Below are 24,822 nucleotides of genomic sequence, written 5' to 3'. Positions count from 1 at the left end.
GTGCTGGTTGTCGGTTTTCCGGCAGGCCCCCTCGAAGCCAACTGCTACCTGCTGGCCCCGGACGGCGGCGATGAGTGCGTGATCGTCGACCCCGGCGAGGAAGCCGCCGAGCCGATCGAGGCCGCGCTCGCCGAGCACGGTCTGAGGCCCGCCGCGATGCTCGCCACCCACGGCCATCCCGATCACGTCGCTTCGGCGGGCGAGGTCGGTGCGCGCCACGGGATACCTCTCTATCTGCACGAGGCGGACCGGCCACTGCTCGGCCAGGACGCCGGTCAACGGAAGGACGGGATCGTGCCACTCGTCGATGGCCCGCTGAGGCTGGCCGGACTGGAGATCACGGTGTCCGGCACACCGGGTCACACCGCCGGTTCGGTGGTCTTCGGGCTGACCTCCGCCGAGGGCGGCCGGATCGTGCTCACCGGGGACAGCCTGTTCGCCGGTTCGATCGGCCGGTCTTCCGGCGATGGCGGGGAGCTCGTGCGTTCGCTCGGCACCAAGGTGATGACGCTGCCCGACGACACCGTCGTCCTCCCGGGCCACGGTCCGGCCACCACGATCGGCCGCGAGCGGGCGGCGAACCCCTTCCTGGCCGGGACGGGCGCGTGATGACCGAGCCCACCGGGACCCCGGAGACCCCCGAACGTCTCCCGCTGTTCCACGACGACCCCAAACTCCGTCGCAAGCGCGGCTGCTCCAGCGTCGCCGGCGTCGTGATCTTCGCGGCCGCGTTCGGCGGGATCGCCGGGCTGATCGGCGGTGAGATCGCCGGGCTCGTGGTCGCCGGCGTGATCGCGCTGCCGCTGCTGTACGTCATGTTCTACAACCTGCGCCGCCGGGTGTGGCTCGAAGGCGACACGCTTATCGTGCGGACCTGGGGAGTGCGGCGGATCGAGCTGACCGCGGCGGAGCGCATCGATCTGGTGATCAGCGACGTGCGCGGGACCCGGACGGTCAGCCTGCTGGTCAACGCGGGCAAACGCCGCAAAGTCGCGAAGGTCGACCTGGCCGTGTACTCGGGCGCGGGTGGCCGGGAGCTGGGCATCCTGCAGCTGCGCAAGCTCGCGAACGCGCTGCTGAACAACACCGACGCGAACGGTCTCGTGTTCTCGGAACTGCTGGTGGCGCAGCTGAAATCGGAAGCGCGCGGCGACGCGGCGGCGGAGCGGCCGCTCTACCGGCTGGCCTCGGCGGCTCCCGCCGGGAAGTACATCCAGCGGTTCACGATGGAGGCGGTCAGCCGTTTCGTGGCGACCCTGGACTGAGCTGGGCGAGACCGCTCCGAGTGTCATGAAAGGGTCGTTCAGGACATCTTTCGTCCTGAACGACCCTTTCATGACACTTGATCCGGCCGGGCGCCTGCGGTCTCCAGCTTCTCCAGCCGGGTTTTGATCTCCTCCAGCTGGTAGACGATCTCCGGCAACTCACCCGCGGCGAAGGTCGCCAGCCGCTCCGAGTGCTTGAGCGTCGCCCGGACGTCGTCGAGCGCGGCGGCGATCTTGGGGACCGCCTCGACGGCTTCGAGCGTCGAGACGAGCACGCGCCGCGCGACCGCGGTCAGTTGTCTCGGGACGGCGAACACGGCGAACATGGCCCCTCCGAACCTCGGGTGCGGCCTCTTCGTACCCGACTCCGGCCCGTGATCGCGGGGTGGGCTCGCGCTTTGGGGCGCTTGTGGCTACCGGGACTCTTGGGGCTCCCGCGAGGCGATCAGCGCGGCCAGCACGGTGGTGACCGGGACCGCCGCGACGATGCCGACGCTTCCGGCGAGCGTCCGGATGATCTCCTGGGCGATGTTCTCCGCGCCCAGGATCGAGCCGAGTCCGACCCCCGAGAGCGACGTGTACAGCAGCACCGGCAGCGCCGCGCCCGCGTACGCCATCACGAGCGTGTTGACCGCCGAGCCGACGTGATCGCGCCCGATCCGCAGGCCGGCGCCGTACAGCTCACGCCACCCGAGCGCCGGGTTCGCCCGCCGGAGCTCCCACACCGCGCTCGTCTGCGTGACGGTGACGTCGTCGAGCACACCGAGCGCGCCGATCACGACACCCGCCAGCAGCAGTCCCCGCGCGTCGATCCCGTGCCCGAGCGAGCCGATCAGCTGGGAGGTGCTGTCGTCGAGCCCGGTCAGCGACGCGGCGGCCGAGAAGATCGCCGACAGGACACCGATCAGGACCAGGCTCACCAGGGTGCCCAGCACCGCCACCGAGGTTCTCGCGGACAGCCCGTGCGTCAGGTACAGCGCGACGAACATGATCGCGCCCGCGCCCGCGATCGCCACCAGCAACGGACTTTCGCCGGCGAGGATCGAAGGCAGCACGAAGAGCGCCAGCACCAGGAAGCTCAGCCCGAGCGCGATCAGTGCGGCGACCCCCTGCCACCGGCCGAGGACGATCACCGCGAGCGCGAACAACCCGGCGAGCAGCAGCAGCGGCGTGCCACGCTGGAAGTCGACGATCTGGAACGACGCCGGGTTCGCGACGTCGCCGCCGTTGTAGGAGAGCACCACCTTGTCGCCCGCGGCGAACCGCGGCGTGCTCGGCTCGATGGGCAGCGTGAGCTTCAACGGCTTCCCGGACGCGGGACCGTCGGTCATCGTGAGCTCGCTGGTGAGACACGGCTTCGCGTCCGGCGGCGGCTCCCCGACCTGCACCTGGCCTTCGGCGAGGCACGGCCCGGTAATCGTCCCGGTGACCGTCGCGTTCACCGGGGTCCCCTGCGGGAAGGCGCTTTTCGCCGGCTCCTTGCCCCAGGGATAGAGGAAGACCATCCCGGCGACGGTCGCGACGGCGAGCGGGATCAGCAGCCACATCAGCAGCAGCCGGACCCGGCGCGACGCGGGCGCCGCCGGCCCGTGGCCGTGCGAGTGCCCGTGGCCGACCGGCTCGGGTTCGGGCTTCGGTTCGGCGGCGCGACGTCTGCCCGGTTCCGCCGGTCGCGGCCGCTGGGCCGGTGGGCGGGGACGCCGCGTGCCCTCGGGCGGCGGCGTCCGGCGCGGCGAACGGGACGTTCCGGGCGAACGATCGGACGGGGTGTCCGTTACCCGGCGAATCGGGCCGGTGTCGTCGTCGGAGATGTCGCGGCGGTTCACCCGCACATCCTCCACAGTGCGCGCCGGGCGGCGCACACGGCCTAGGCAATCTTTCTCAAAGCGCGCTATCGGGCTTCCGTAGCCGGGCCGTGGCATCGACATGACCACTCACCCAACCGTGTCAGCGGCCCGCCTCCGCAATCCCGAGGCCTCCGGCCGACAAGAAACGCGCGCGCGTGTCCTCACCCACCCGGTCAACCCCAGTTTGGGAGACACCTCCTAGCCGAACGCCTGCCGAAGGTGGACACGGCGATAGGCCGAAGGCGGGGTGTCGAAGTGGTCCAGGAAGGCTTGGCGAAGTGTCTCGGTCGAGCCGAAACCGCATCGCCTCGCGATCGAGGACAGCGGAAGCTCGGTGCCGCACAACAGTTTCGCCGCGTTCTCGGTCCTGGCGGCCCGCACGTATCTGCTGGGCGTGGTGCTCAGGTGCGCGTCGAACAACCTGGTCAGCTGCCGGGTGCTGATGCCGGCCCGCTCGGCGAGGACGGCGGTGCCGAGATCACCGGCGAGGTGTTCGGCGACGTACGCGGTGATGTCGCGGACCAGCCGGTTCTCCGGCGGCGGGCCGGACAGGAACATGCTCACCTGCGCCTGGTTGCCCGGCCGCTGCAGGTAGGTCACGAGCATGCGGGCGACCTCCCTGGCGACGCTCGGGCCGTGGTCCTCCTCGACGAACGCGAGGGTGAGGTCGATCCCGCTGGTGACGCCCGCCGCCGTGTAGACGTTGCCGTCGCGCACGTACAGCGGCACCGGGTCGACGTTCACCTGCGGGTAGTTCGTCGCGAGCCGGTTCGCGAACCGCCAGTGGGTGGTGGCGCGGCGGCCGTTGAGCAGCCCGCACGCGGCGAGCACGGTGGCGCCGGTGCACACCGAGGCGACCCGGCGGCTCTGCTGCGCCAGCCTGCGGACGTGGGTGACGAACCTGGCGTCCGCGGCGGCGGCCTCGTGTCCGGTGCCGCCCGCGACGATCAGCGTGTCCAGTTCGCCGGTGATCTGGTCGAGCCGGTGCTGTGCCTGCAGGGTCAGCCCGGACTCGCAGCGGATGCCGCGGCCGTCGACGCTGGCGAGCATGATCTCGTACCCCGGCTTGCCGCCGAGTTTGGTCGCGGCGTCCAGGACGTCCGACGGACCGGCGATGTCGAGCAACTCGGCGTTGCTGTAGCCGACGATCAACACTCGTCTGGGTGAACCCGGCATGATCGAACGCTACCAGTAGTGCCCGGCCGTCGGACGTTGTTCGCAGGAATCCGGACATCCGGGCCACCGAGGGCCCGTCTCTCGGACACCGTTGTCGCCATGACAGACGACAAGAAGACGATCGCGTTCGTGGTGTACCCGGGGATGACCCCGCTCGACATGGTCGGTCCGCTGACCGTGCTGGAAGGGATGGCGAGCACGGCGCAGGAATACCGGACGGTCGTGGTCGGCGAGACGAAGGACCCGGTCACCACCGACAACCCCTTGAAGCTCGTGGCGACCCACACCTACGAAGAGGTCCCGTCGCCGTACGCGCTGCTCGTGCCCGGCGGCGCCGCGCCGACACTGAAGGCGCTCGCCGACGAGAAACTGGTCGGATACCTGCGTGGCGCCGCGGCGAACGCGGAACTCGTGACCTCGGTGTGCACGGGATCGCTGTTGCTGGGTCAGGCCAGGCTGTTGAAGGGCCGCAAGGCCGCGACGCACTGGATGTTCCGCGAACTGCTGGGCGCGTTCGGCGCGGAACCGGTCGCCGAGCGCTGGGTCGAGGACGGGAACGTGATCACCGCCGCCGGGGTGTCGGCCGGGATCGACCTCGCGCTGCATCTGGTCGAGCGGCTCGTCGGCGCCGAGATCGCCCGGACGATCCAGTTCGTCATCGAGTACGACCCGGAGCCGCCGCAGGGTCCGCTGGACTGGTCGAAGCGTCCGTACGGGGATCTCAAGCCCTTGCTGGAGCACACGCTGAACGAGGCACTCGCGGACGAACCCGCGTTGCGGGACCGGCTCCTCGCGCACACCGGGAAATAAGGGGGACGGCCATCCGGGTGAGAAATCGCCGACTCGGGGACAGCACCGGGTTACATTCGGGTCATCCGTCCAGGTGATAGGTGGTTCGTGGAGTTCAAGGTGCTCGGCCCGCTCGCGGCCTCGGTCCCGCTGCCGTCGGCGGCTCAGCCCCGTCGGGTGCTCGCGGTGCTCCTGACCCGGCCGAACGAGTTCGTCCACCGGGACACCCTCGTGGACGAACTCTGGCCGCAGGGACCGCCGTCGAGTGCCGCGGCGGTCGTGCAGATGGCGGTTTCCAAGCTGCGCAAGGCGTTGTCCCCCGGCGTGCCGGTGGACGACGAACGGCAGCGGCTGCGGTCCGGCCGGAGCGGCTACCGGCTGATGGTCTCGGACGGCGAGCTGGACGTCACCGGTTTCTCGGAGCTGACGGCCGCGGCCGCGCGGGCGACCGGTGACGAACGCAAGGAACTGCTCGAACGGGCACTGGGGTTGTGGCGCGGCCGGGCCTTCTCCGACGTTCCGGTCGGCCCGCTGGTGGAGGCGCACCGGTTGTGGCTGGAGGACCGGCGTTGCTCGGTGCTGGGCAAGCTCGTGGAGCTGGAACTGGCCGCCGGTGACCACAAGGCGGTCGCGGACCGGCTGGGACCGGAGCTGGCCGCCCGGCCGGGCGACGAACGGCTCGCCGGGTGGCTGGCCGAGGCGTTGCACGGTCTCGGCAGGCGGGACGCGGCACTGGCCGTCCTCGATCGTTGCCGTCAGGCGCTGTGGGAACACGCCGGCGTCTCACCGGGGGACGATCTGCTCGCGGTCCGCCGCCGGATCTCCGGCACCGCCTGGTCGGCGGGCGGCGCGCCGTGCCGTCTGCCCGCCGCGACACCGGATTTCACCGGCAGGGCGGCAGAGCTGGCGGACCTGGGACGCGCGGTGCGGTCTCCCGCGCCGATCGTGCTGCACGGGGCAGCGGGAGCGGGGAAGAGCGCGCTGGCCGTCCAGGCCGCGTGGCGCGTGCGCAAGCGGTTCCCGGACGGCCAGCTCGTCGCCGACCTGCGTGAACCCGGTGACGTCCTCGCCGGGTTCCTTCGCGCGCTCGGGCTTGCGGAAGCGGAACTCCCCGCGGACCGGGCGGGGCTGCTCTCGTTGTGGCAGAGCCACTCCGCCGACCGGAGGCTGCTGGTGATCCTCGAGAACGGCCGGTCCGAAGCCGAGGTGCGGCCGTTGCTGCCGAGCGGTCCCGGCTGCGCGACGATCGTCACGACACGACGGCGGCTGGCCGGTCTCGTCGGCGCCAGGCCGATCGAGGTCGGCGCGCTGCCCTACGAGGACGCTCGGCTACTGCTCGGCGAGATCGCCGGGGAAGCCCGGTTGTCCGCCGAACCCGACGCCGTCCGCCGGGTGCTGGCCTGCTGCGACGGTCTTCCGCTGGCGGTGCGGGCAGCGGGGATGAAGCTGCTGCAGCGGCCCCGGCTGAGCGTCGCCGAGTTCGCGACCCGCCTGGAGAACGAGCGGCTGCGCCTCGACGAACTCGCCGCCGGCGATCTTGCCGTCCGCCCGGTGCTCGCCGAATCCCTCGCGGAGTTGTCGGCGCGGCAACGGGATTCCCTGCGGCTGCTCGGTTTTCCCGGCGCGACCGAGATCGCCGACTGGTTCGCGACGGCCATGCTGGGCTGTCCGCCGGGCGAGGCGGCGGAACTCCTCGACGAACTCGTGGACGACCACGTGCTTCGTGCCGAACCGGATCAGGCGGGGTTCCTCCGGTACCGGCTGCCGGGGCTGATCCGGCTCGCGCTCCGGGAACCGCCGGATCCCGGGGCCCTCAGACGCGCGCTGACGGTGATGGCGGCGTTGGCCGAACACGCTTCCGCCGCGCTCGGCGCCGGATACCCGCCGTCCCGGCGCGCGGACGTCCCGGCGGCCGTTTCGGACCGCGTCGCGGCCGATCCGGCCGGCTGGCGGGCCGCGGAAACCGCGAACCTCGCGCTCGCCGTCCGCACCGCGAAGAACCACGGCTGGACCGGGCTGGCCATGCGGCTCGCCGACGCCTACAGCGATCTCGTCGGCCTGCGCAAAGGCGGTTCCCCCGCCTGGCTCGGGTTCGGCATCGTGCGTGATCGCCTCGATGTCCCCGCGGAGGCGGAGAAGCTGCTGAAGCTCGGGCATGCCCACGCCGACGCGGGGGATCTGGCCCGGGCGAGGACGTGTTTCTCGTTGGCGGAGAACAGGTTCCGCTCCGTGGGTGACCAGCCGGGCACCGGGGCCGCGCTCGTCGCGCTCGCCGACGTCGACGCGGACACCGGCCGGGCCGGTGCGGCCGTCCACGCGTTGCGGGAGGCGTTGGACCTGTTGCGGGACTGCGGCGACCTCGCCGGGCAGGCGATGGCGTCGGCCCAGTTCGGCTCGCTGTGGGACGATCTCGGCGACTTCCGCCGGGCGAAGGAGTGCTTCGACGCGAGTCTGCTGCTTTCGCTCCATTGCGAGGACGGGCGCCAGCACGACAGGTCGGCCAAGCGGTACGCCGACGTCCTGCGACGGAACGGCTGCGTGGACGAGGCCGGTGCGCTGCTGACGAGCGCCCTGATCGGCACGCGCAGTTCGCGCGAACGCCATTGGGAGGCGCACGTCCTCCGGAGCCTCGGTGACCTGCACGCCAAAACCGGCGACGCGGGGGAGAGCGAACGATGCCTTTCGCGGTCGCTGGAACTGTTCGAGGACGTCGGGCATCGGCACGCCGCCGCCTACACGCACCGAAGCTTCGGCGAGTCCTTGCGCCTGGCGGGTGAACACGGCCGCGCCGCCGAACACCTGAGCCTGGCGATGAGTACCTTCCGTGAGCTCGGAGACCGCCGAGGCGGCGGATACGCCTTGCTCAGCTTCGGACGCCTACGGGCCGACGAAGGCGTCGCGACCGAAGCCGCCGAAGGGCTCCGGACCGCGGCGGGACTGTTCCGGGAACTGGGATTCCCGGTATGGGAACTGCGGGCGCTCCAGGGCCTTTCCGCCGTCGACGAGAGCGGACGCCAGCGGGATCGGGCTCGTGAAGCCTTGACGAAGATCCGCTTCGGGGTGACTCCGGCATAGCCCGGCGGGGGACCGGCGGCCGCCGCGTTTGGCGAAGTTATGGCGACGGTGTGTTGACTGCTGCTCACGTGAGCGGACTTCGCGCCGCCCCGAATTCGCGGAACTGGGGGTGGCGGCGCGTGCTCGTGGCCGGGTGACGCCTTCCGAGGGCAGGAGGCGTCACCCGGCTCGCCAGCTAATTGCGGACGTGCAGGATCGCGTCCGCGTCGTTCAGCATCCCTTGGTCGAGCGGGAAGTAGCCCTGCCGCGGGATGGGATCGGTCCGGACGGTCGCCGGCGGGACGTCGGAGGCGGGGAGCAGGCCCCAAGCCGTGGTGACGTGCTTCTGCAGGAACCCTTCGTAGGTGTCGGGCTCCGGCTCGGCGAGCGCTATGTCCTCGCTTCCGCCGAGGCTGGTCGCGACGAAGGTGTAGCGATCGCCGAGCAGCGGCGACACCAGCGCGCCGGCGGGGAACCAGGTGGTCTCGGTGTCGGCGACCCGCATGGTGCTCGCCTGGCGCCGCAGATGGAGGTTGTGGGCGAAGACCAGCGTCCGGCCGCGGCCGGCTTCGGCGGCGCGGATGTCCAGCAGGTTCCGCGCCATGAATGCATCCCTGGTCGCGGCGAGGGGCATGTAGCGCTCGTGCGGCTCGAGAGGCTCGGCGCATTGCCGGTGGTAACGCAGCAGATCGATCCCCGCCATGAGATGGATCTCCGCCCGCGACCACGCCTCCGTGCCGGGCTCACGGGAGCGAAGCGCGGTGAGCAGGCCGGCCGCGATCGCGCGCAGGCGGTAGGCATCGGCCGTGGCGCCGGGGGAGGAAGCCGCGTCCATGACGGCTTCCGTGCGGCTCCAGCGTTCGTCATCGCCCGCCGGGCCGGCGATGTCCACGTCGAGCCCCAGGAAATCGCGCGCGTACTCGAGGTAGCGCCGTGGGCTGGGCGCGGAAGTGTTCTCGGTCTGGGTGTCGAAGCCGTGGAACGTGAGGCGCTCCTCGGGAGGCCGGTTTTCGTTGTACTCGCGCATCCACGCGATCAGTCGCCTGTTCGCCTCGACGCCACCGAAGGCGTGCGAGAAGCCTTCGCTCATCGCGAGGTCGAGGGTTCCGGTGCCGTCTCGGACGTAGTCGTTCGCGACGAGCGCGGCCACGCGATCCGTTTCCAGGGCGATCGAACGGAAGCCGCGCTCGACCAGTTGGGCGAACAACTCGTTGCGGACCTCCGCGAAGACCGGGGTCGCGTGCGTCGGCTCGCCCAGTGCCAGCAGGTCGCAAGAGGGGGTTACGAAGTCTCGGATGTCTTGACTCATGAGATTCAAGCATATCGTTGATGTTCCGGTTGAAACTTCGGTTCGCTTTACTTGATGCGATGGTGCGAAAGCCTCAAACCGCGCGTCAGGTGGCGGCTCGCCCCCGATGTGGCATTGGGGACATCCAGTGACCCCAATGCCACATCGGGAGCATGTGCGGTTGCCTGCACCCGGGGCGGTGCGCAGGTCTTTCCGAAGTACGTGAAGGCCCCCTTCACTGCGCTAGACGCAGTGAAGGGGGCCTTCACGTACTTGGCAAGGGCCTCCACGCGCGCCCGTTGCCGTCGGGGCCCTGTCGGTGCGACAGTCAGTGAAGGCCTCCTTCACTACCTTCAGGGTAGGCAAGGAGGCCTTCACGGACCGGCCCCGAGACTGCGGCACCGCAAGAAACCCACTTCCGAATAACTGGATCGCATTTCCTTCTTCCGCTATAAAGCTTTAAAGAACCCTTCGCGCGCGAAGGAGCTTCGCACGCGAAGCAGCGTTTAAGATACGTGCGGGAGTGCAAGTGATCAGCACTTGAGGTGAATTGCCGCGTGGCAATCGCCGCGCGGCCGGAGTTCGGCCCTAGTTTGTCCCGCATGGTTGAGAAGGATTCGACGGCGCGGACCCGGGAACTGGGCCACCGCATGAAGGCGTTCCGGCAGCGCAGGCATTTCAGCGGAGCCGACGTCAGCCGCCGTAACGGCTGGTTGCAGAGCAAGGTCACGAGGTGGGAACAAGGGCTGCGCGAGCTGTCCGTGGTGGACGCGGCGCTGTACCTCGCGACCTGCGGCGAGGCCGAGCCCGAACGCGATCTGCTGCTGGAGCTGACGCAGCCGGGCGGCGACCTGTACTGGGTCCGGCCGTACTTCGACGAACTCGTCGACCCGATGAAATCCCTGGAGATCCAGGAAAACCTCGCCCACACGCTGGTGCGCTACGAGTCGTTGACACTCCCCGGGCTACTGCAGACCGAACCGTACGCCCGCACCGCCTTCGAGCTGATCGGCAACCGCGACCAGGCCCAGCTGGACCGGGTCGTCAACGCCCGGATGGAACGGCAGCGGTTGCTACGGCGGGATCGTCCGCCGCGCTGCAAGTTCTTCGTGCACGAGCGCGCGTTGCGGTCGGTCGTCGGCGGTCCCCGGATCATGCACGAGCAACTGCTCCACCTCGTCCTGTCGGCGAACCTGCCCTATTGCTCGATTCGCATCGTCCCCGAAAGCGTCGAAGTGGGCAGGGTGCTCGAGAATTCCTTCACCATCATGGAATTCGGGGAACATCCGGCCGTGGTGTACACGGATTCCTACGCGGCGGGAGTGTTCATCGACGACCGGGTCGCGGTCGAAGCCTATTATTCGCTCATCGCGAGGTTGGAAAGCGATACGCTGACCGAGGAGAGATCACGGCAAATGCTGGCCGAATGGGCGGACCGGTACGACCGGATGGAGGAATGATCCGGCCGGGGTTTCCCGGCACCTCCGCGCGGGGTAATCATTCCGGGTAGCCGAGGAGAAGGAGTTCGTGGTGACGAAGACGCAGGGTGGCGCCCCGGTCGCCGAGGCCGAGATCGAGCGGAAGTACGACCTGGCGGCCGACCGGCCCATCCCGCCGCTGGTCCCGGCCGGTCCGGTGACGAACCAGGCCGATCCGAGGGTCGACGTCCTCGACGCCACGTACTTCGACACCGCCGACTTCCGGCTCGCGCAGGCGGGTATCACGCTGCGGCGGAGGCTCGGCGGAAGCGACGAGGGCTGGCACCTCAAACTCCCGGTCGGCGAGGACAGGCGTGAGGAACTCCGCCTCCCGCTGGCGGGAAAGCCGGACAAGGTGCCCGGCGCGCTGGCGAAACTGGTCCGGGCGCACACCCTCGGCGCCAAACTCGTCCAGGCCGCGCATCTGCGCACCGAGCGCACCTCGTACGCCTTGCTCGACGCCGACGGCCGCGAGCTCGCGACGCTGACCGACGACGTCGTCACCGGCGAGGCCGGCGGGGACAAGGCGCATCTCGACCGGTGGCGCGAGATCGAGATCGAACTCGCGCCCGGCGCCGATCCCGCGGTGCTCCAGAGCCTGGAGCGGGCGGTCGTGGAAGGTGGGGCCGAGCGGTCGAGGTGGCCGTCGAAGCTCAGGCGGCTGACCGACGAGCTGGTGCCCTCGGCAGGCGGGGCATCGGGTTCGGTACTGACGGACTACCTCGGCGCGCAGCTGGACGCGCTGCGGCGCAACGACATCGGGGTTCGCCGGGACGTCGAGGACTCGGTACACCAGATGCGTGTCGCGTGCAGGAGGCTGCGGAGCGGTTTGAAGACCTTCCGTCGCTCGCTGGATGCCGACGCCGCCGAGGAGCTCGCCGAGGAACTCCGGTGGCTCGGCGGCGAGCTCGGGCCGGCGAGGGACAGCGAGGTCATGGCCGCGCGCCTCGGCGAGGAGGTCAAGGCGCTCCCGGCCGAGCTGGTGCTGGGCAACGTCGAGCAGCTGATGACACGGCACTTCGCGCGAGAGGCCGAAGAGGCCAAGGCACGCGCCATCCGGGCGCTCGACAGCAAGCGGTACACGAAGCTGTTGCAAGCGCTGGAAAAGCTCGTCGGCAAACCGCGGAAGATCAAGGAAGGCAAGAAGGAACTACGCAAGGCCGTCGCACGGTCGGACCGGAAGCTGCGCAAGGCCGTCGCCGCGGCGAGTGAGCTCGAGCCCGGCGCGGAGCAGGACGCCGCCCTGCACGAGGCGCGCAAGAAGGCCAAGCGAGCCCGCTACGCGGCGGACGCGGTCCGGCCGGTGACCGGCAAGAAGCTTCGAAAATGGCGAAAGAACGTCAAGGCGGTGCAGAGCACGCTCGGCGAGCATCACGACATCGTGGTCAGCCGGGAGGTCCTGCGGCTCCTCGGCCTCCGCGCCTACGCCGAGAACGAAAACGCTTTCACGTATGGGCTTCTGCATGGTCGTTCGGTCGCCGGAGCCGAGGCCGCGCATCGGCGCTTCGCCGGGGAATGGCAAAAGGTGGGTAAAGGTTCTCGCCCGAAATGGCTCAAATGAGGTAGCCCGGGTTGACCTGCCGCCGTCGCCGAGTAACGTCGAGGGAACTTGGTGGTCTGGAGAGAGGCGCCCCCAATGTTGCCTGGCCAGCGCGTTCCCGGCGAACGGCAGGACCTGGCCGTGACCACCTGCCGCCGTAAGGACGGCGTCCTCATCCTCACCGCGGTAGGGGAGATCGACGCGGCGACCGTCGGGCGCTTCCGCACCGAGCTCAGTGGCGCGTGTGTCAAAGGAAGGCATGTGATCCTCGACCTTTCCCGCGTTGGTTTCCTCAGCTGTGCCGGATTGCAGGCACTCGAGGAGGCCAACGCGGCGTCACCCCGGTTCTCGGTGATCGTGAAGACCGCTTTGGTGTCACGGATTCTTGATGTCAGCGGGGTCGGAGCCGACCTCGACGTCCGGTGGGACGTCGAGGACGTGATGGTCTAGTCGAGTCCGACCTCGTCGGCGGCGACGTCCGGCAGCAGGCCACGCCACCGCGGATTGCGCAGGCAGCCCGCGTCGGTCCAGCCACCGAAGACGACCTCGCCGACGATGGTCGGCCGCGACCACCGCGCGTCCCGTGCCTGTTTGTCCGGAACGGAGTGGAACGGGGATGTCTTGCGCTCCAAGCGGAACAGCTGCTTGGCGAGATCCTCCAGCTCGTCACTCGCGAAGCCGACACCGCAGTTTCCGATGTACCGCAAGCCGTCTTCGTGCGGGACGCCGAGCAGCAGCGAACCGAAAGTGCCCGCACGGCTGCCGCCACCGGGCCGCCAGCCTCCCAACACCACCTGCTGTACCAGGGTTCCGGTGATGGAAAGCCATTCCCCGGTACGCTTTCCCGGGTGGTACGCGGAGTCGGCCCGTTTGGCGACGACGCCGGCCAGCCCGTGTTCGCGAGCCGCCCTGGCGACCGCGCCGCCGTCCCCGAGGTAGTACCGGGGGACCTGCCAATGCGGTCCGGCGATCCCGAGTTCGTCGAGGAGTTCCCGCCGTTCGACGTACGGCGTCCCCACACAGGCGCGGCCGTCCAGGTGCAGGAGATCGTTCACCAGGTAGAACGCCGGGTAGCGCGAGGTGAGCCGCTTCGCGGAGTTCTTCGTCGCCCGCGCTCGGTGCCCGAGCCCTTCCGCGCTCGGCTTCCCGCCGTCGAAGACGACGATTTCCCCGTCGAGAAAGACTTCCGTGGCACCGAGTTGCTCGCCGAGGCCGCGGAATTCGGGGTACAGCCCGGTGACGTCGTCGCCTGAATCGTCGTAGGCGGTGATCCGGCCCCCGGACACCCGGATCAGGGTGCGGCGCCCGGACCAGTCGAATTCGTAAGCCCATTCCGGGTCTTCGCCGGTCGACGGCAGACGGCCCGGTTTGGTCAGCATCGGGGCGAGGAAGGAGGGGAGTTCCTTCCGGCCGGGGTCGGCGGGGTCGAGCCGTTTGAGCAGCCAGCCGTTGTCGCGCCCGTCCTTCTTCACGTTGAGGAACAGGTATTTCCCGCGTGCCCGCGTCCCGTGGAAGACGACTTCGACCTTGTGGTCGTTGAAGTGCAGCGTTTCGTACCGGCCGGTGTCCCAGATGGTCATGGTGCCGCCGCCGTATTCACCGGCGGGGATCTCGCCTTCGAAGGTGAGGTACTCCATCGGGTGGTCTTCGGTGTGCACGGCCAGACGTTCCTGGTCCGGTGACATCGGCAGGCCCTTCGGCACCGCCCAGGAGACCAGGACGCCGTCCCGTTCGAGGCGGATGTCCCAGTGCAGGCTGCTCGCGTGATGTTCCTGGATGACGAAGAGATCGTCGGCCCCGGTCTTCCCGTCGCGATCCGGCAGGGGTTCGGGAGTCCGCCCAGGTCTGCGCTTACGGCGGTATTCGCCGAGTTTCTCCGCCATGGTCGGCCGGCGCACCCCTTTCCGGTTCGGGTCACGCAAGCCTAGCGCCGTTCACGGTCCTTCCGTGCGCCGAAGGTCCCTTTGCCCACGGTAAAAGGAGGAAAAGGCACCTTCGGCGCCGATGAGGTTCAGTCGGTCTCGGCCAGCGCCTCCGCGAACTGGGCGGCGTAGAGCCGGGAGTACGCACCACCGGTGAGCAGCAGCGTTTCGTGGTCGCCCTGTTCGACGATCGACCCGTTCTCCATCACCAGGATGACGTCCGCGTCGCGGATGGTGGAGAGCCGGTGCGCGATGACGAAACTCGTCCTTCCCTCGCGCAGCGAGTTCATCGCCCGCTGGATCAGGACCTCGGTGCGCGTGTCGACCGAACTGGTGGCCTCATCGAGGATGAGGATCGCGGGCTTCGCCAGGAACGCCCGCGCGACGGTGATCAGCTGTTTCTCGCCGGCGCTGACCGTGCCGCCCTCGTCGTCGATCACCGTGTCGTAGCCGTCCGGAAGGGTGCGGACGAACCGGTCGACGTGGGTCGCCTTGGCCGCCGCCACGATCTCGTCGTGCGTGGCGCCCGCGGAACCGTAGGCGATGTTCTCCGCGATCGTGCCGCCGAACAACCACGCGTCCTGCAGCACCATGCCGGTCTTGGCGCGCAGGTCTTCGCGGTCCATCCCGGCGATGTCGACGCCGTCGAGGGTGATCCTGCCGCCGTCGAGTTCGTAGAACCGCATGAGCAGGTTGACCAGTGTGGTCTTCCCGGCGCCGGTCGGGCCGACGATGGCGACGGTGTGCCCCGGCTCGACGGTGAGCGACAGGTCCTCGATGAGCGGCGTGTCCTCGGTGTACCGGAACGACACGTGCTCGAACTCGACCTGGCCCCGCAAGTTCTCCACGCGCGCGGGTTCGGCGGGTTCGGGTTCCTGCTCGTCCGCGTCGAGCAGCGCGAAGACCCGCTCCGCCGAGGCGATTCCGGACTGCAGCAGATTCGCCATGCTGGCGATCTGGGTGACCGGCTGGCTGAACTGCCGTGAATACTGGATGAACGCCTGGACATCGCCGAGCGACAGCGTCCCGGACGCGACCCGCAGCGCGCCGATCACGGCCACCAGCACGTAGCTCAAGTTGCCGATGAACATCATCGCGGGCTGGATGGTGCCCGAGATGAACTGCGCCTTGAAGCTCGCGTTGTAGAGCGTGTCGTTGTGCTCGCGGAAGACCTCTTCGGCCTCCTCACGGCGGCCGAACACCTTGACCAGGGCGTGCCCGGTGTACATCTCCTCGATATGCGCGTTCAGCCGTCCGGTCGTGGACCACTGCTTGATGAACTGCGGCTGCGCCTTCTTGCCGATCTTGGCCGCGACGAACACCGACGCCGGCACCGAAAGCAGCGCCACGAGTGCCAGCAGCGGCGAGATGAGGAACATCATCACGAGTACGCCGACGACCGTCAGCAGCGACGTCACGATCTGCGCGAGGGTCTGTTGCAGCGACAGCGCGAGATTGTCGATGTCGTTGGTCGCCCGGCTCAGCACCTCGCCGCGCGGCTGGCGGTCGAAGTAGCTCAGCGGGAGTTTGGCGAACTTCTCCTCGATCCGTTCCCGGAGGTCGAACACCGCCCGCTGGACCAGGTTCGTGGTCAGCCTCGCCTGCAACAGCGAGAAGAACGACGCCACGATGTAGAGCAGCAGCACCCACAACAGGACCTGGCCGACGGCGTCGAGGTCGATGCGCTGGCCGGGTACGAAGTCGATCCCCGAGAAGAGGTCGGCGAGGGTGTTGTCGCCTTGCGCCCGCAGGCCGGCGATGACCTGCTCCTTGCTCACCCCGGCGGGCATGTCCTTCGCGACGACACCCGCGAAGATGAGGTCGGTCGCCATGCCGAGGATCTTCGGCCCGATGACGCTCAGCGCGACACTGACCACGCCGAACAGCAGGATGCCGTAGAGCACGGCGCGCTGGGGCTGGAGAAGCCGCAGCAGTCGTTTGAAGGATCCTTTGAAGTCGAGGGCCTTCTCGGCGGACGGTCCGCCCATCAAGCCGGCGGGGCCGCGGCCGAAACCGCCTCCGCCGGGGCCAGGTCCTCTGGCCGCGCTCGCGCGTTCGCCCAGGGGTTTGGCCTTCGTGGTGGATTCGGGCGCGCTCATCAGGCGGCCTCCTGCTCGGTCAGCTGGGACAGCACGATCTCCCGGTAGGTTTCGTTGCCGTCCATGAGTTCGGTATGCGTGCCGATGCCGACGACGCGGCCTTCGTCGAGTACGACGATGCGGTCCGCGTGGCGGATCGTGCTGACCCGCTGCGCGACGATGACCACGGTCGCTTCGGCGGTCTCGGCCACGAGCGCGCGCCGTAGCGCGGCGTCGGTCGCGTAGTCGAGCGCCGAGAAGGAATCGTCGAAGAGGTAGATCTCGGGGCGCCGCACCAGCATCCGGGCGATCGCGAGCCGCTGCCGCTGCCCGCCGGAGACGTTGGTGCCGCCTTGGGCGATGGGGGAGTCGAGCCCCTCCGGCATCCGTTCGACGAAGTCCTTGCCCTGCGCCACTTCCAGCGCGTGCCAGAGTTCCTCGTCGGTGGCGTTGGCCTTGCCGTAGCGAAGATTGCTCGCGACCGTCCCGGCGAACAGATACGGCTTCTGCGGCACCAGCCCGACGGCGTCGGACAGCACGGTCGCGTCCAGTTCACGGACGTCGACGCCGTCGACGCGCACCGAGCCCTCGGTGACGTCCATCAGCCGGGGGATCAGGTTGAGCAACGTGGTCTTACCGCTGCCCGTGCTGCCGATGATCGCGGTGGTCTCACCGGGCAGCGCCAGCAGCGAGATCTCCTGCAACACCGGCTTTTCCGCGCCGGGATAGCGGAATTCCACATCGGACAGTTCGAGCCGCCCGTGCACTTCGCCCGGCTTCACCGGATTCGCCGGGAGGACGACGCTGGTGTGCGTGTCCAGCACCTCGGTGATGCGCTCGGCGCTGACCTCGGCACGGGGCACCATCATGAACATGAAGGTGGCCATCATGACCGCCATCAGGATCTGCATGAGGTACGACAGGAACGCGGTGAGCGCGCCGATCTGCATGCTGCCGTCGTCGATGCGCAGCCCGCCGAACCACAGCACGGCGACGCTGGAGGCGTTCATCACGAGCATCACGATCGGGAACATCAGGGCCATCAGCCTGCCGACGACCAGCGAGACGTCCAGCAGTTCGGTGTTGGCCTTCGTGAACCGCCGCCGCTCGTGGGTGTCCTTGACGAACGCGCGGATCACCCGGATGCCCATGATCTGCTCGCGCAGGATCTGGTTGATCTTGTCGATGCGCTCCTGCATCAGCCGGAAGGCGGGCCGCATCTTCGCGATGATGATCCCGACCGAGACACCGAGGATCGGCACCACGAGCACCAGCAGCCACGAGAGGGTGACGTCCTGGTTCAGCGCCATGATGATGCCGCCGAAGCACATGATGGGCGCGGACACCATCAGGGTGAACGCCATCAACGTCAGCATCTGCACCTGCTGGACGTCGTTGGTCGTGCGGGTGATCAGGGACGGCGTGCCGAACTGGCCGACCTCGCGGGCGGAGAAGTCCTGGACCCGGTGGAAGATCGCGCCGCGGACGTCGCGGCCGACCCCCATCGCGGTGCGGGCGCCGTAGTAGACGGCGCCGATCGAACACGCGATCTGCACCAGCGACACCAGCAGCATGACGCCGCCGACACCGAGGATGTAGTCGATGTCGCCCTTGACCACGCCGGAGTCGATGATGTCGGCGTTCAGGGTGGGGAGGTAGAGCCCGGCGAGGGTCTGGACGAACTGCAGCAGCACGATCAGCCACAGGTCTCGCCGGTACGGGCGCAGGTGAATGCGCAACAACTTCGTCAGCACAACGGTTTCTCCCCAGTGGTGGGTAGGGTGTTACTGGTTCTTCGGTTTCTTCACCGCTTCGGGTCCGGTGAGGGACGGGATGCCCGCCGCGGCCTCGCGCAGGAGGACCGAGACCGTCTCCAGGAACGGCTCGGTGCCTTCGTTCATCAGCCAGTGGAAGAACGCCGTCTTGACCGCGGACTCCACGATGGCCGCCATCAGCCGGGCGTTCAACGCGTTTTCCGGGCCCGCTCCCGCCCGTTCGAGGATCCCCTCCGCCAGCACCCGTTCGACGGTGGCGTGGGCCTTGAGGAACTCGCCGTGCACCGACGGGTGGAGGATCATCGACCGCGCGAGCTTCACCGCGTCGCGGTTCGGCTCACCCTCACGGCCGTACGTCTCCAGCGTCGCCGCGCTGACCGCTTCCCACAGGGGCTCCTCCAGAGGCCTTTCGCGCAAGGCCTCCAGCACCCGCTCCTGCCGTTCGACGATGAACGAGCAGATCGCCTCCTCCTTGCTGGAGAAGTAGTTGTTGAAGGTGCGTGGCGAGACACCCACGGCGTTGGCGATGTCCTCGACGCGGACCTGCTCGACGCCCTTCTCCGCGGCGAGCCTGAGCGCCGCCTCGCTCATGGCGCGACGGGCGGCGCGCTTCTTGCGTTCGCGCAGTCCCAAGGGCGCGTTCGGGTCGAGGGCCATGTCGTCAGAGTAGGCAAAAGTTGCGGGGCGCGCAAATTAATGCGCACCCCGCACTTTTCGGCCATCACCCGTGGCGTGCAACACGCAAGATGCAGCCGAATGGCCTAGCGCGCCGCGCTCACCAGCCGTAACGCGTTCGTGACCAGGTCACTGCCAGCGGTTGAACGTAAACCGACTGTGGACACGGATAGTGACTTCTGCTTGCATGGCCGTCGTTGTGCTGGGGAGTGCGACACGGGTCCGGGTATGCGAAGAGAAAGAAGTGGAAGCACATGGTGACGCGGGCTCGAGGCTTGCTTGACCGCTCACGGGTTCTTCTGGACCGTTCCAGGGTCGCCGCGGCGCAGTTCCTCGCCGCACCGCCCCGGCACGCTCCGTCGGCTCCACCGGTCGAACCGGAAGTGGAGCAGCGGCCTGCCGTGGAGGCGCCGGACGCCGGCGCGCTCGCCGGTGTCTGCTCCAATGTCGCGCTGCGCGACCTCAATCTGCTCGACCAGCTGCTCGCGCAGCTGGAGACGATGGAGGCGGGGGAGGAGAACTCCGACCGTCTCGCCGAGCTCTACCGGCTCGACCACCTGGCCACCCGGTTGCGGCGCAACGCGGAGAACCTGCGCGTGCTCGCCGGCCGGGACGCCGACGACACGACCGCCGGGATCTCGTCCGTGCTCGACGTGATGCGGGCGGCGATGTCGTCGATCGACCACTACTCGCGGATCACGATCGGCCGCGTCGTCTCGCTCGGTGTCGTCGGTTTCGCCGCCGAAGACGTCAGCCGGATCCTCGCGGAACTGTTCGACAACGCGGCGAACCAGTCTTCGCCGAGTTCACCGGTCAGCGTCAGCGCGCATCTCACCGAACAGGGGAGCGTGCTGATCCGCATCGAGGACGAGGGCATCGGCATGCCACCCGACCGGCTCGCGGCGCTGAACGAGCGGCTGGCGGCCGGTCCGGTGCTCGACGACGATTCCGTGCGGCATATGGGACTCGCGGTCGTCGGCAGGCTCGCCGACCGGCACGAGATCACCGTGAAGCTCGACCGCCGCACCCCGCACGGCACGGTCGCCACCGTGCTGCTGCCGGTCCCGGTGGTCTCGGAACTGGCCGAGAAGCAGTGGTCTGGCTCGCAGACGGTCGTGCTGCCGCAGGCCAGGGTCACCAACGGCGCGCCCGTGGGCGGCCCGGTCGCGACGCCGTCCGGGCTGCCGAGGCGCCGCCCTGCCCCCTCGGCCGCGCCGGAACCCGAACGGAAGCCCAGCCCGCGACCGCGCTCGGCCTTCCAGCCGCCCGCCGACGGCGGCACCACGGCCAGCGGTCTTCCGCGCCGGGTTTCCCGCAGTATCAGGACTTTGCCCGACGAACCGGCCCCGCCGACCACCTCGCCCGCCGACGCGGCGGACGGGCACGAGGCGCTGCTGGCCGACCTCGATGCCTTCACCGACGGCGAGCGTGCCGCTCTCGACGACCGGCACGAGCGTGAGACCGGAGGAAACACCCAGTGACCGCCCAGGACGCGACCACGGATTTCACGTGGTTGCTCGACGACTTCGTGCGCAAGGTGCACGGCGCCAGCCACGCGCTGATCATGTCCGTCGACGGTTTCCCTTTGACCGCATCGGAATCGGTGTCCAGTGACGACGCCGAACAGCTCGCCGCCATCGCGAGCGGCCTGCTCAGCCTCGCGGGCAACAGCGCCGCGCTGTTCGGCAAGGGCAACTGCGAGCAGATCATCATCCGGCTCACCCGCGGGTACTTCCTGTTCATGGGGATCGGTGCCGAGGCGGGGCTCGCGGTGCTCACCGAACCGGACTGCGACATGAAGGTCGTCGCCTACGAGATGACCCAGTTCATCACCAACGCCGGTCACGCGCTCACCCCCGAGGTGCGAGCGGGACTCCGGCAGGTCCTGACCGCCCGACGGCCGCAGGCCTGAGAATCCGGAGAAGGAAGGGATGACCGTGTCCAGCGACCAATCTCCGGACCGGCCTGTCAAGATGCGCAGCCGCAGAATCCGGCCGTACGCGCTGACCGGCGGCCGGACCAAGAGCAGCCAGCTGCTGCTGGTGGAGACCCTGATCTCGGTCCCGCGTTACGACCCGTCGCTGGCCGAGGCGCTGATGCCCGAGTCGCGCTCGCTGTACGAGCGCGCCCGCGAACGCTCGTCGATCGCCGAGCTTTCGGTGGGCCTGGATCTGCCACTGGGCGTGGTCCGGGTGCTCATCGGCGACCTCGCCACCCAGGGCGCCGTCTTCGTGCACCCGACGGCCCACGCCTACAACCACGATACGAACGTGCTCGAGAGGATCCTCGATGGACTCAAGCGCCTCCCGGTCTGACGCCGATCTGCTGGCGATCTCCGCCAAGATCGTGGTCGCCGGTGGATTCGGCGTGGGCAAGACGACGTTCGTCGGCTCCGTCTCCGAGGTCCCGCCCCTGAGCAACGAGGCCTGGATGACCGAGGCCGGGGCCGGGGTCGACGAGCTGGTGCCGCCCGGAACCAAATCCACCACCACGGTCGCGATGGACTTCGGCCGGATCACCCTGCGTGAAGACCTGCTCCTGTACCTGTTCGGCACACCCGGTCAAGCCCGGTTCTGGTTCCTCTGGGACGACCTTTCGCGCGGCGCGCTCGGCGCCGTCGTGCTGGTCGACACCAGCCGGATCGACCAGTCGTTCGCCGCGATCAACTACTTCGAGAACGACTCGGAGCTGCCGTTCATAGTCGCGGTCAACCAGTTCGAGGGCATGCCAGTGCACGACCTTGAAGAGGTCCGTGACGCGCTGGCGCTCTCCCCGGACATCCCGCTGGTCACCTGCGACGCCCGCGACCCGAAGTCGGCGGTCGCGACGCTGCAGGAACTGGTGTCGCACACGCTGTCCCTCGCGGTGGTCTCCGGGCCGGGCCGCGAGTTCGCCGCACTCAGCTGAACGGGTTCTGGGAGGAACACAGAGGATGCGCAAGGTTCTGATCGTCGGTGCCGGGCAGTCGGGGTTGCAGCTGGCCTTGAGCCTGCTGTCCCACGACTACGACGTCACGGTGATGTCGGCGCGGACGCCGGACGAGATCCGCTCCGGCAAGGTGATGTCAACCCAGTGCATGTTCCACTCCGCTCTGCAGCACGAGCGGGACCACAAGCTGAACCTGTGGGAGGACGAGACCGTCAAGGTCGAGGGACTCGGCGTTTCCATCGCGGGACCGGACTCCAGCCGCGTGCTGGACTGGTTCGGGCCGTTGGAGCACTACGCGCAGTCGGTGGACCAGCGGGTCAAGATGGCCGCCTGGCTGGAGCTGGTGGAGGACCGCGGCGGCAAGGTCGTCATCCACGGCGTCACCACCTCGGATCTGGCTCCGCTGGCGAAGCTGTACGACCTGGTGGTCATCGCGGCGGGCAAGGGCGAGCTGGTCCAGCTGTTCGACCGGATCCCGGAGCGTTCGCCGTACACCGAGCCGCAGCGCGCGCTCTCGCTGGCGTACGTGCACGGGCTGGAGCGCCGGCCCGAGCATCCGGACAAGGCGGCGGTGCGGTTCAACATCATCCCCGGCGTGGGTGAGCTGTTCATGATCCCCGCGTACACGCTGAGCGGGAACTGCGACATCCTCTTCTTCGAAGGGATTCCCGGCGGCCCGCTCGACTGCTGGGACGACAGGCCCACGCCCCAGCAGCATCTCGACCGCATCCTGTCGCTGATGAAGCAGTTCCTCCCGTGGGAGTACGAGCGCTCGCGGAACGCCGTGCTGACCGACGACAAGGCGACGCTGGCGGGCGGGTACACCCCGGTCGTGCGGAACGCGGTCGGCAAGCTGGGCTCGGGGACCGCGGTGCTCGGCATGGCCGACGTCGTGGTGGCCAACGACCCGATCACCGGCCAGGGCTCCAACAACGCGAGCCACTGCGCGGCGTCCTATCTGGACTCGATCCTCGAACGCGGGGACAAACCGTTCGACGAGGAGTGGATGACCGCGTCGTTCGAGAAGTACTGGGAGTACGCCCAGCACGTGACGACCTGGACGAACGCGATGCTGCAGCCGCCGCCCCCGCACGTGCTCCAGATCATCGGCGCGGCGGGGGAGAACCCCGCCGTGGCGAAGCGGTTCGCGAACGGGTTCTCCGATCCGACCGATTTCCAGCACTGGTTCCTCGATCCCGCGAAGGCGGAGAAGTACCTGGCCGAGGCCTGATTCCGGTAGCGCGACGGCCCCGCGTCCGGGTGCGCGGGACTGTCGCGGTGCGCCGTTTCGGGCTACCGTTGTCACCGTGCGTGAGTACGGTCGGTGACGGCAGCGGAGGTGCGGCTCGATGCGTTCGATGTGGAAGGGCTCGGTGTCCTTCGGGCTGGTGAGCATCCCGATCCAGCTCTACGCGGCCACCGAGAACAAGAACGTCTCGCTGCGCCAGGTGCACGAGGCCGACGGCGGCCGCATCCAGTACAAGCGGTTCTGCACGATCGACGGCGAGGAAGTGCCCTACGCCGAGATCGCCAAGGGATACGAGCTGCCCGACGGTGAGATGGTCGTGCTCACCGACGAGGACATGTCCGAACTGCCGCTGGCGTCGTCGCGGGCGATCGACGTGCTCGAATTCGTGCCGCTGGAGTCCATCGACCCGATCCAGTTCGACAAGACCTACTACCTCGAACCGCAGAAGAACGCCGTCAAACCGTACGTGGTCCTGCGGGACGCGCTCCAGAAGGCGAGCCACGTGGCGGTCGCGAAGGTCGCCATCCGGCAGCGCGAGACGCTCGCGATCCTGCGGGTGCACAGCGACGTCCTGACGATGACGACGATGCTGTGGCCCGACGAGGTCCGCGTCCCGGATTTCGGTTTCCTGCACGACGATCCGCCGCAGGTGCGGCCGCAGGAACTGACGATGGCGGGCTCGCTGATCGACTCGCTGTCGGAGCCGGTGTTCGAACAGGACAAGTACACCGATTCCTATCGTGAGGCGCTGGAGGCCATGATCGAGGCCAAGGCCGCGGGGAACGAAACGACGAAGCCGAAGGCCGTCGGCGCGAAGGCCGACGTCGTGGACCTCATGGAGGCCTTGCAGGCCAGCGTGAGCGAAGCGAAGAAGAGCCGGAAGCCGTCGACGGCCAAGAAGGCCACCGCGGCCAAGAAACCCGCGTCCGGCAAGCGAACCCCGAAGAGCGCCTGACTCTCCTTTGTGGACGGTTGTGCCCGGTGTCACTCCGCCGGGTGCCGCGACACGCCGCGCGTATGCCAGGATCTGTCGCCCCTCGGTGGTAGTAAGGCAATCGAGGAGAACTTTCCTGATCGCGGGAGGCGGTATGAGCATGGAGTGCGCGTTCTGCGCCGTCGGACTCGACCACTGCCACGGCACCCTGGTGGTCCACCTCGACGGTGGTTTCACGGAATGCAGCGAAGATGGCTGCGTGGACTTCGACTTCGCCCGGCACACACTGACGATCGACTGCTTCGACGTCGACGGCGGCTGCTCGTGCGCGGAGGTTTCGGCTCAGGTGCTGCTGCGGGCTTCTTGACCGGCGGCCAATACACCAATCCGGCCCGATTTGGGTGATCGCGACCGATTGCCACTCGAAGGTGTAGGCGTTCGTGTACATCGCGGCCGGGAGTGTGTTAACTATGACGGGGTCCTCCGGCTCTCCCTCCCCCTCGGAGCCGGGGGACCCCTTCATATCACGGTGCTTCCTTCGCGGTGTCGTGGATCGGAGCCCCGTTGTAGGAGCGTATGGCCTCCCAAACACCGTCCCCGTCCGCGTAGTCACGCGCGGGCAGTGTGCCCAAGGGGCCCAGGACGTCGTCGCCCGCCCCGGCCGCCGCGGCGGCTCGCAGGAGTTCGTCGCGTCCACACGGGTACTTCGCGTCCGTCAAGTACGGGCGAGGGTCCGTCCCTGGCATCGGCTCTCCCTCCTTCTCCTTGTCCAGGGCGGATACCCGGCGGACGGAGAACGGAAACAGCCCGGGCACCCGGCGTGA

23 protein-coding genes are annotated in these 24,822 nt (G+C 68.7%); 14 read left to right on the top strand and 9 right to left on the bottom strand.

The features are described from left to right. Entirely contained in the window at nt 1-609 is a 609-nt protein-coding gene (locus tag AORI_RS63010) for an MBL fold metallo-hydrolase (RefSeq protein WP_016334747.1), read from the top strand. Next, nucleotides 609-1,265, top strand: a complete 657-nt coding sequence (locus AORI_RS63005; RefSeq protein ID WP_043848156.1) for a hypothetical protein — start codon at nt 609-611, stop codon at nt 1,263-1,265. Before AORI_RS63010 ends, AORI_RS63005 begins: the two co-directional genes overlap by 1 nt. 68 nt (nt 1,266-1,333) lie before the next feature. Here AORI_RS63005 and AORI_RS63000 read toward each other — a convergent pair whose 3' ends face one another. From AORI_RS63000 to AORI_RS62990, 3 genes are all read right to left on the bottom strand, one after another. Beyond that, complete coding sequence (locus tag AORI_RS63000) at nt 1,334-1,591, bottom strand: hypothetical protein (protein WP_016334745.1); 258 nt, start codon at nt 1,589-1,591, stop codon at nt 1,334-1,336. 87 nt (nt 1,592-1,678) lie between these two features. Further along, nucleotides 1,679-3,091: a YibE/F family protein gene (locus AORI_RS62995; protein ID WP_016334744.1), complete on the bottom strand. Its 1,413-nt coding sequence runs from the start codon at nt 3,089-3,091 to the stop codon at nt 1,679-1,681. Between the two features lie 219 nt (nt 3,092-3,310). Continuing rightward, on the bottom strand, nt 3,311-4,288 hold the full coding sequence (locus AORI_RS62990) for a GlxA family transcriptional regulator (protein WP_043848155.1): 978 nt from the start codon (nt 4,286-4,288) through the stop codon (nt 3,311-3,313). A 99-nt stretch (nt 4,289-4,387) separates the two neighbouring features. Here AORI_RS62990 and AORI_RS62985 point away from each other — a divergent pair, with 99 nt between their 5' ends. Continuing rightward, on the top strand, nt 4,388-5,098 hold the full coding sequence (locus AORI_RS62985) for a DJ-1/PfpI family protein (protein WP_016334742.1): 711 nt from the start codon (nt 4,388-4,390) through the stop codon (nt 5,096-5,098). Between the two features lie 87 nt (nt 5,099-5,185). Further along, complete coding sequence (locus AORI_RS62980; protein WP_016334741.1) at nt 5,186-8,152, top strand: AfsR/SARP family transcriptional regulator; 2,967 nt, start codon at nt 5,186-5,188, stop codon at nt 8,150-8,152. Nucleotides 8,153-8,327: 175 nt separating this feature from the next. On the opposite strand, the gene AORI_RS62975 is transcribed toward AORI_RS62980, so the two are convergent. Continuing rightward, nucleotides 8,328-9,440: an erythromycin esterase family protein gene (locus AORI_RS62975; protein ID WP_016334740.1), complete on the bottom strand. Its 1,113-nt coding sequence runs from the start codon at nt 9,438-9,440 to the stop codon at nt 8,328-8,330. Between the two features lie 581 nt (nt 9,441-10,021). Here AORI_RS62975 and AORI_RS62970 point away from each other — a divergent pair. From AORI_RS62970 to AORI_RS62960, 3 genes are all read left to right on the top strand, one after another. Then, nucleotides 10,022-10,879 (top strand): helix-turn-helix domain-containing protein, encoded by an 858-nt coding sequence (locus tag AORI_RS62970; protein WP_016334739.1) that lies wholly within the window; start codon nt 10,022-10,024, stop codon nt 10,877-10,879. 70 nt (nt 10,880-10,949) lie between these two features. Continuing rightward, nucleotides 10,950-12,458 (top strand): CYTH and CHAD domain-containing protein, encoded by a 1,509-nt coding sequence (locus AORI_RS62965; protein ID WP_228688148.1) that lies wholly within the window; start codon nt 10,950-10,952, stop codon nt 12,456-12,458. 75 nt (nt 12,459-12,533) lie between these two features. Then, nucleotides 12,534-12,887, top strand: coding sequence for an STAS domain-containing protein (locus AORI_RS62960; protein WP_016334737.1), 354 nt, complete (start codon nt 12,534-12,536; stop codon nt 12,885-12,887). Here the strand turns inward: AORI_RS62960 and AORI_RS62955 are convergent. The 4 genes from AORI_RS62955 to AORI_RS62940 form a co-directional block, all read right to left on the bottom strand. After that, entirely contained in the window at nt 12,884-14,320 is a 1,437-nt protein-coding gene (locus tag AORI_RS62955; RefSeq protein WP_051552898.1) for a DNA polymerase ligase N-terminal domain-containing protein, read from the bottom strand. The genes AORI_RS62960 and AORI_RS62955 overlap by 4 nt on opposite strands. A gap of 128 nt (nt 14,321-14,448) precedes the next feature. Further along, nucleotides 14,449-16,458 (bottom strand): ABC transporter ATP-binding protein, encoded by a 2,010-nt coding sequence (locus AORI_RS62950; RefSeq protein WP_016334735.1) that lies wholly within the window; start codon nt 16,456-16,458, stop codon nt 14,449-14,451. Further along, complete coding sequence (locus AORI_RS62945; protein WP_016334734.1) at nt 16,458-18,191, bottom strand: ABC transporter ATP-binding protein; 1,734 nt, start codon at nt 18,189-18,191, stop codon at nt 16,458-16,460. The genes AORI_RS62950 and AORI_RS62945 overlap by 1 nt, the downstream gene beginning before the upstream one ends. A 30-nt stretch (nt 18,192-18,221) precedes the next feature. Further along, a complete protein-coding gene (locus tag AORI_RS62940) occupies nt 18,222-18,869 on the bottom strand; it encodes a TetR/AcrR family transcriptional regulator (protein ID WP_016334733.1) in 648 nt (215 codons plus the stop codon). Between the two features lie 272 nt (nt 18,870-19,141). Here AORI_RS62940 and AORI_RS62935 point away from each other — a divergent pair, with 272 nt between their 5' ends. The 7 genes from AORI_RS62935 (at nt 19,142) to AORI_RS62905 (ending at nt 24,365) form a co-directional block, all read left to right on the top strand. Next, nucleotides 19,142-20,368: a sensor histidine kinase gene (locus tag AORI_RS62935; protein WP_043848153.1), complete on the top strand. Its 1,227-nt coding sequence runs from the start codon at nt 19,142-19,144 to the stop codon at nt 20,366-20,368. Then, nucleotides 20,365-20,799 carry a roadblock/LC7 domain-containing protein gene (locus tag AORI_RS62930; protein ID WP_005159022.1) on the top strand — a complete coding sequence of 145 codons (435 nt, stop codon included), beginning with the start codon at nt 20,365-20,367 and terminating at the stop codon, nt 20,797-20,799. The genes AORI_RS62935 and AORI_RS62930 overlap by 4 nt, the downstream gene beginning before the upstream one ends. A gap of 19 nt (nt 20,800-20,818) precedes the next feature. Beyond that, entirely contained in the window at nt 20,819-21,202 is a 384-nt protein-coding gene (locus AORI_RS62925; RefSeq protein WP_016334731.1) for a DUF742 domain-containing protein, read from the top strand. Then, nucleotides 21,177-21,794, top strand: coding sequence for a GTP-binding protein (locus tag AORI_RS62920; protein ID WP_016334730.1), 618 nt, complete (start codon nt 21,177-21,179; stop codon nt 21,792-21,794). Before AORI_RS62925 ends, AORI_RS62920 begins: the two co-directional genes overlap by 26 nt. A gap of 25 nt (nt 21,795-21,819) precedes the next feature. Continuing rightward, nucleotides 21,820-23,046, top strand: coding sequence for a styrene monooxygenase/indole monooxygenase family protein (locus AORI_RS62915; RefSeq protein WP_016334729.1), 1,227 nt, complete (start codon nt 21,820-21,822; stop codon nt 23,044-23,046). Between the two features lie 118 nt (nt 23,047-23,164). After that, nucleotides 23,165-24,019 carry a non-homologous end joining protein Ku gene (ku, locus tag AORI_RS62910; protein WP_016334728.1) on the top strand — a complete coding sequence of 285 codons (855 nt, stop codon included), beginning with the start codon at nt 23,165-23,167 and terminating at the stop codon, nt 24,017-24,019. 133 nt (nt 24,020-24,152) lie between these two features. Next, on the top strand, nt 24,153-24,365 hold the full coding sequence (locus AORI_RS62905) for a hypothetical protein (RefSeq protein ID WP_016334727.1): 213 nt from the start codon (nt 24,153-24,155) through the stop codon (nt 24,363-24,365). A 157-nt stretch (nt 24,366-24,522) separates the two neighbouring features. Here the strand turns inward: AORI_RS62905 and AORI_RS62900 are convergent, their stop codons facing one another. Then, nucleotides 24,523-24,744 (bottom strand): DUF2795 domain-containing protein, encoded by a 222-nt coding sequence (locus AORI_RS62900; RefSeq protein ID WP_016334726.1) that lies wholly within the window; start codon nt 24,742-24,744, stop codon nt 24,523-24,525. Nucleotides 24,745-24,822 lie beyond the last annotated feature (78 nt).

Source organism: Amycolatopsis keratiniphila, assembly GCF_000400635.2.
Taxonomy (GTDB): Bacteria; Actinomycetota; Actinomycetes; order Mycobacteriales; family Pseudonocardiaceae; genus Amycolatopsis; species Amycolatopsis keratiniphila.
This window is presented reverse-complemented; position numbering and strand designations above follow the sequence as displayed.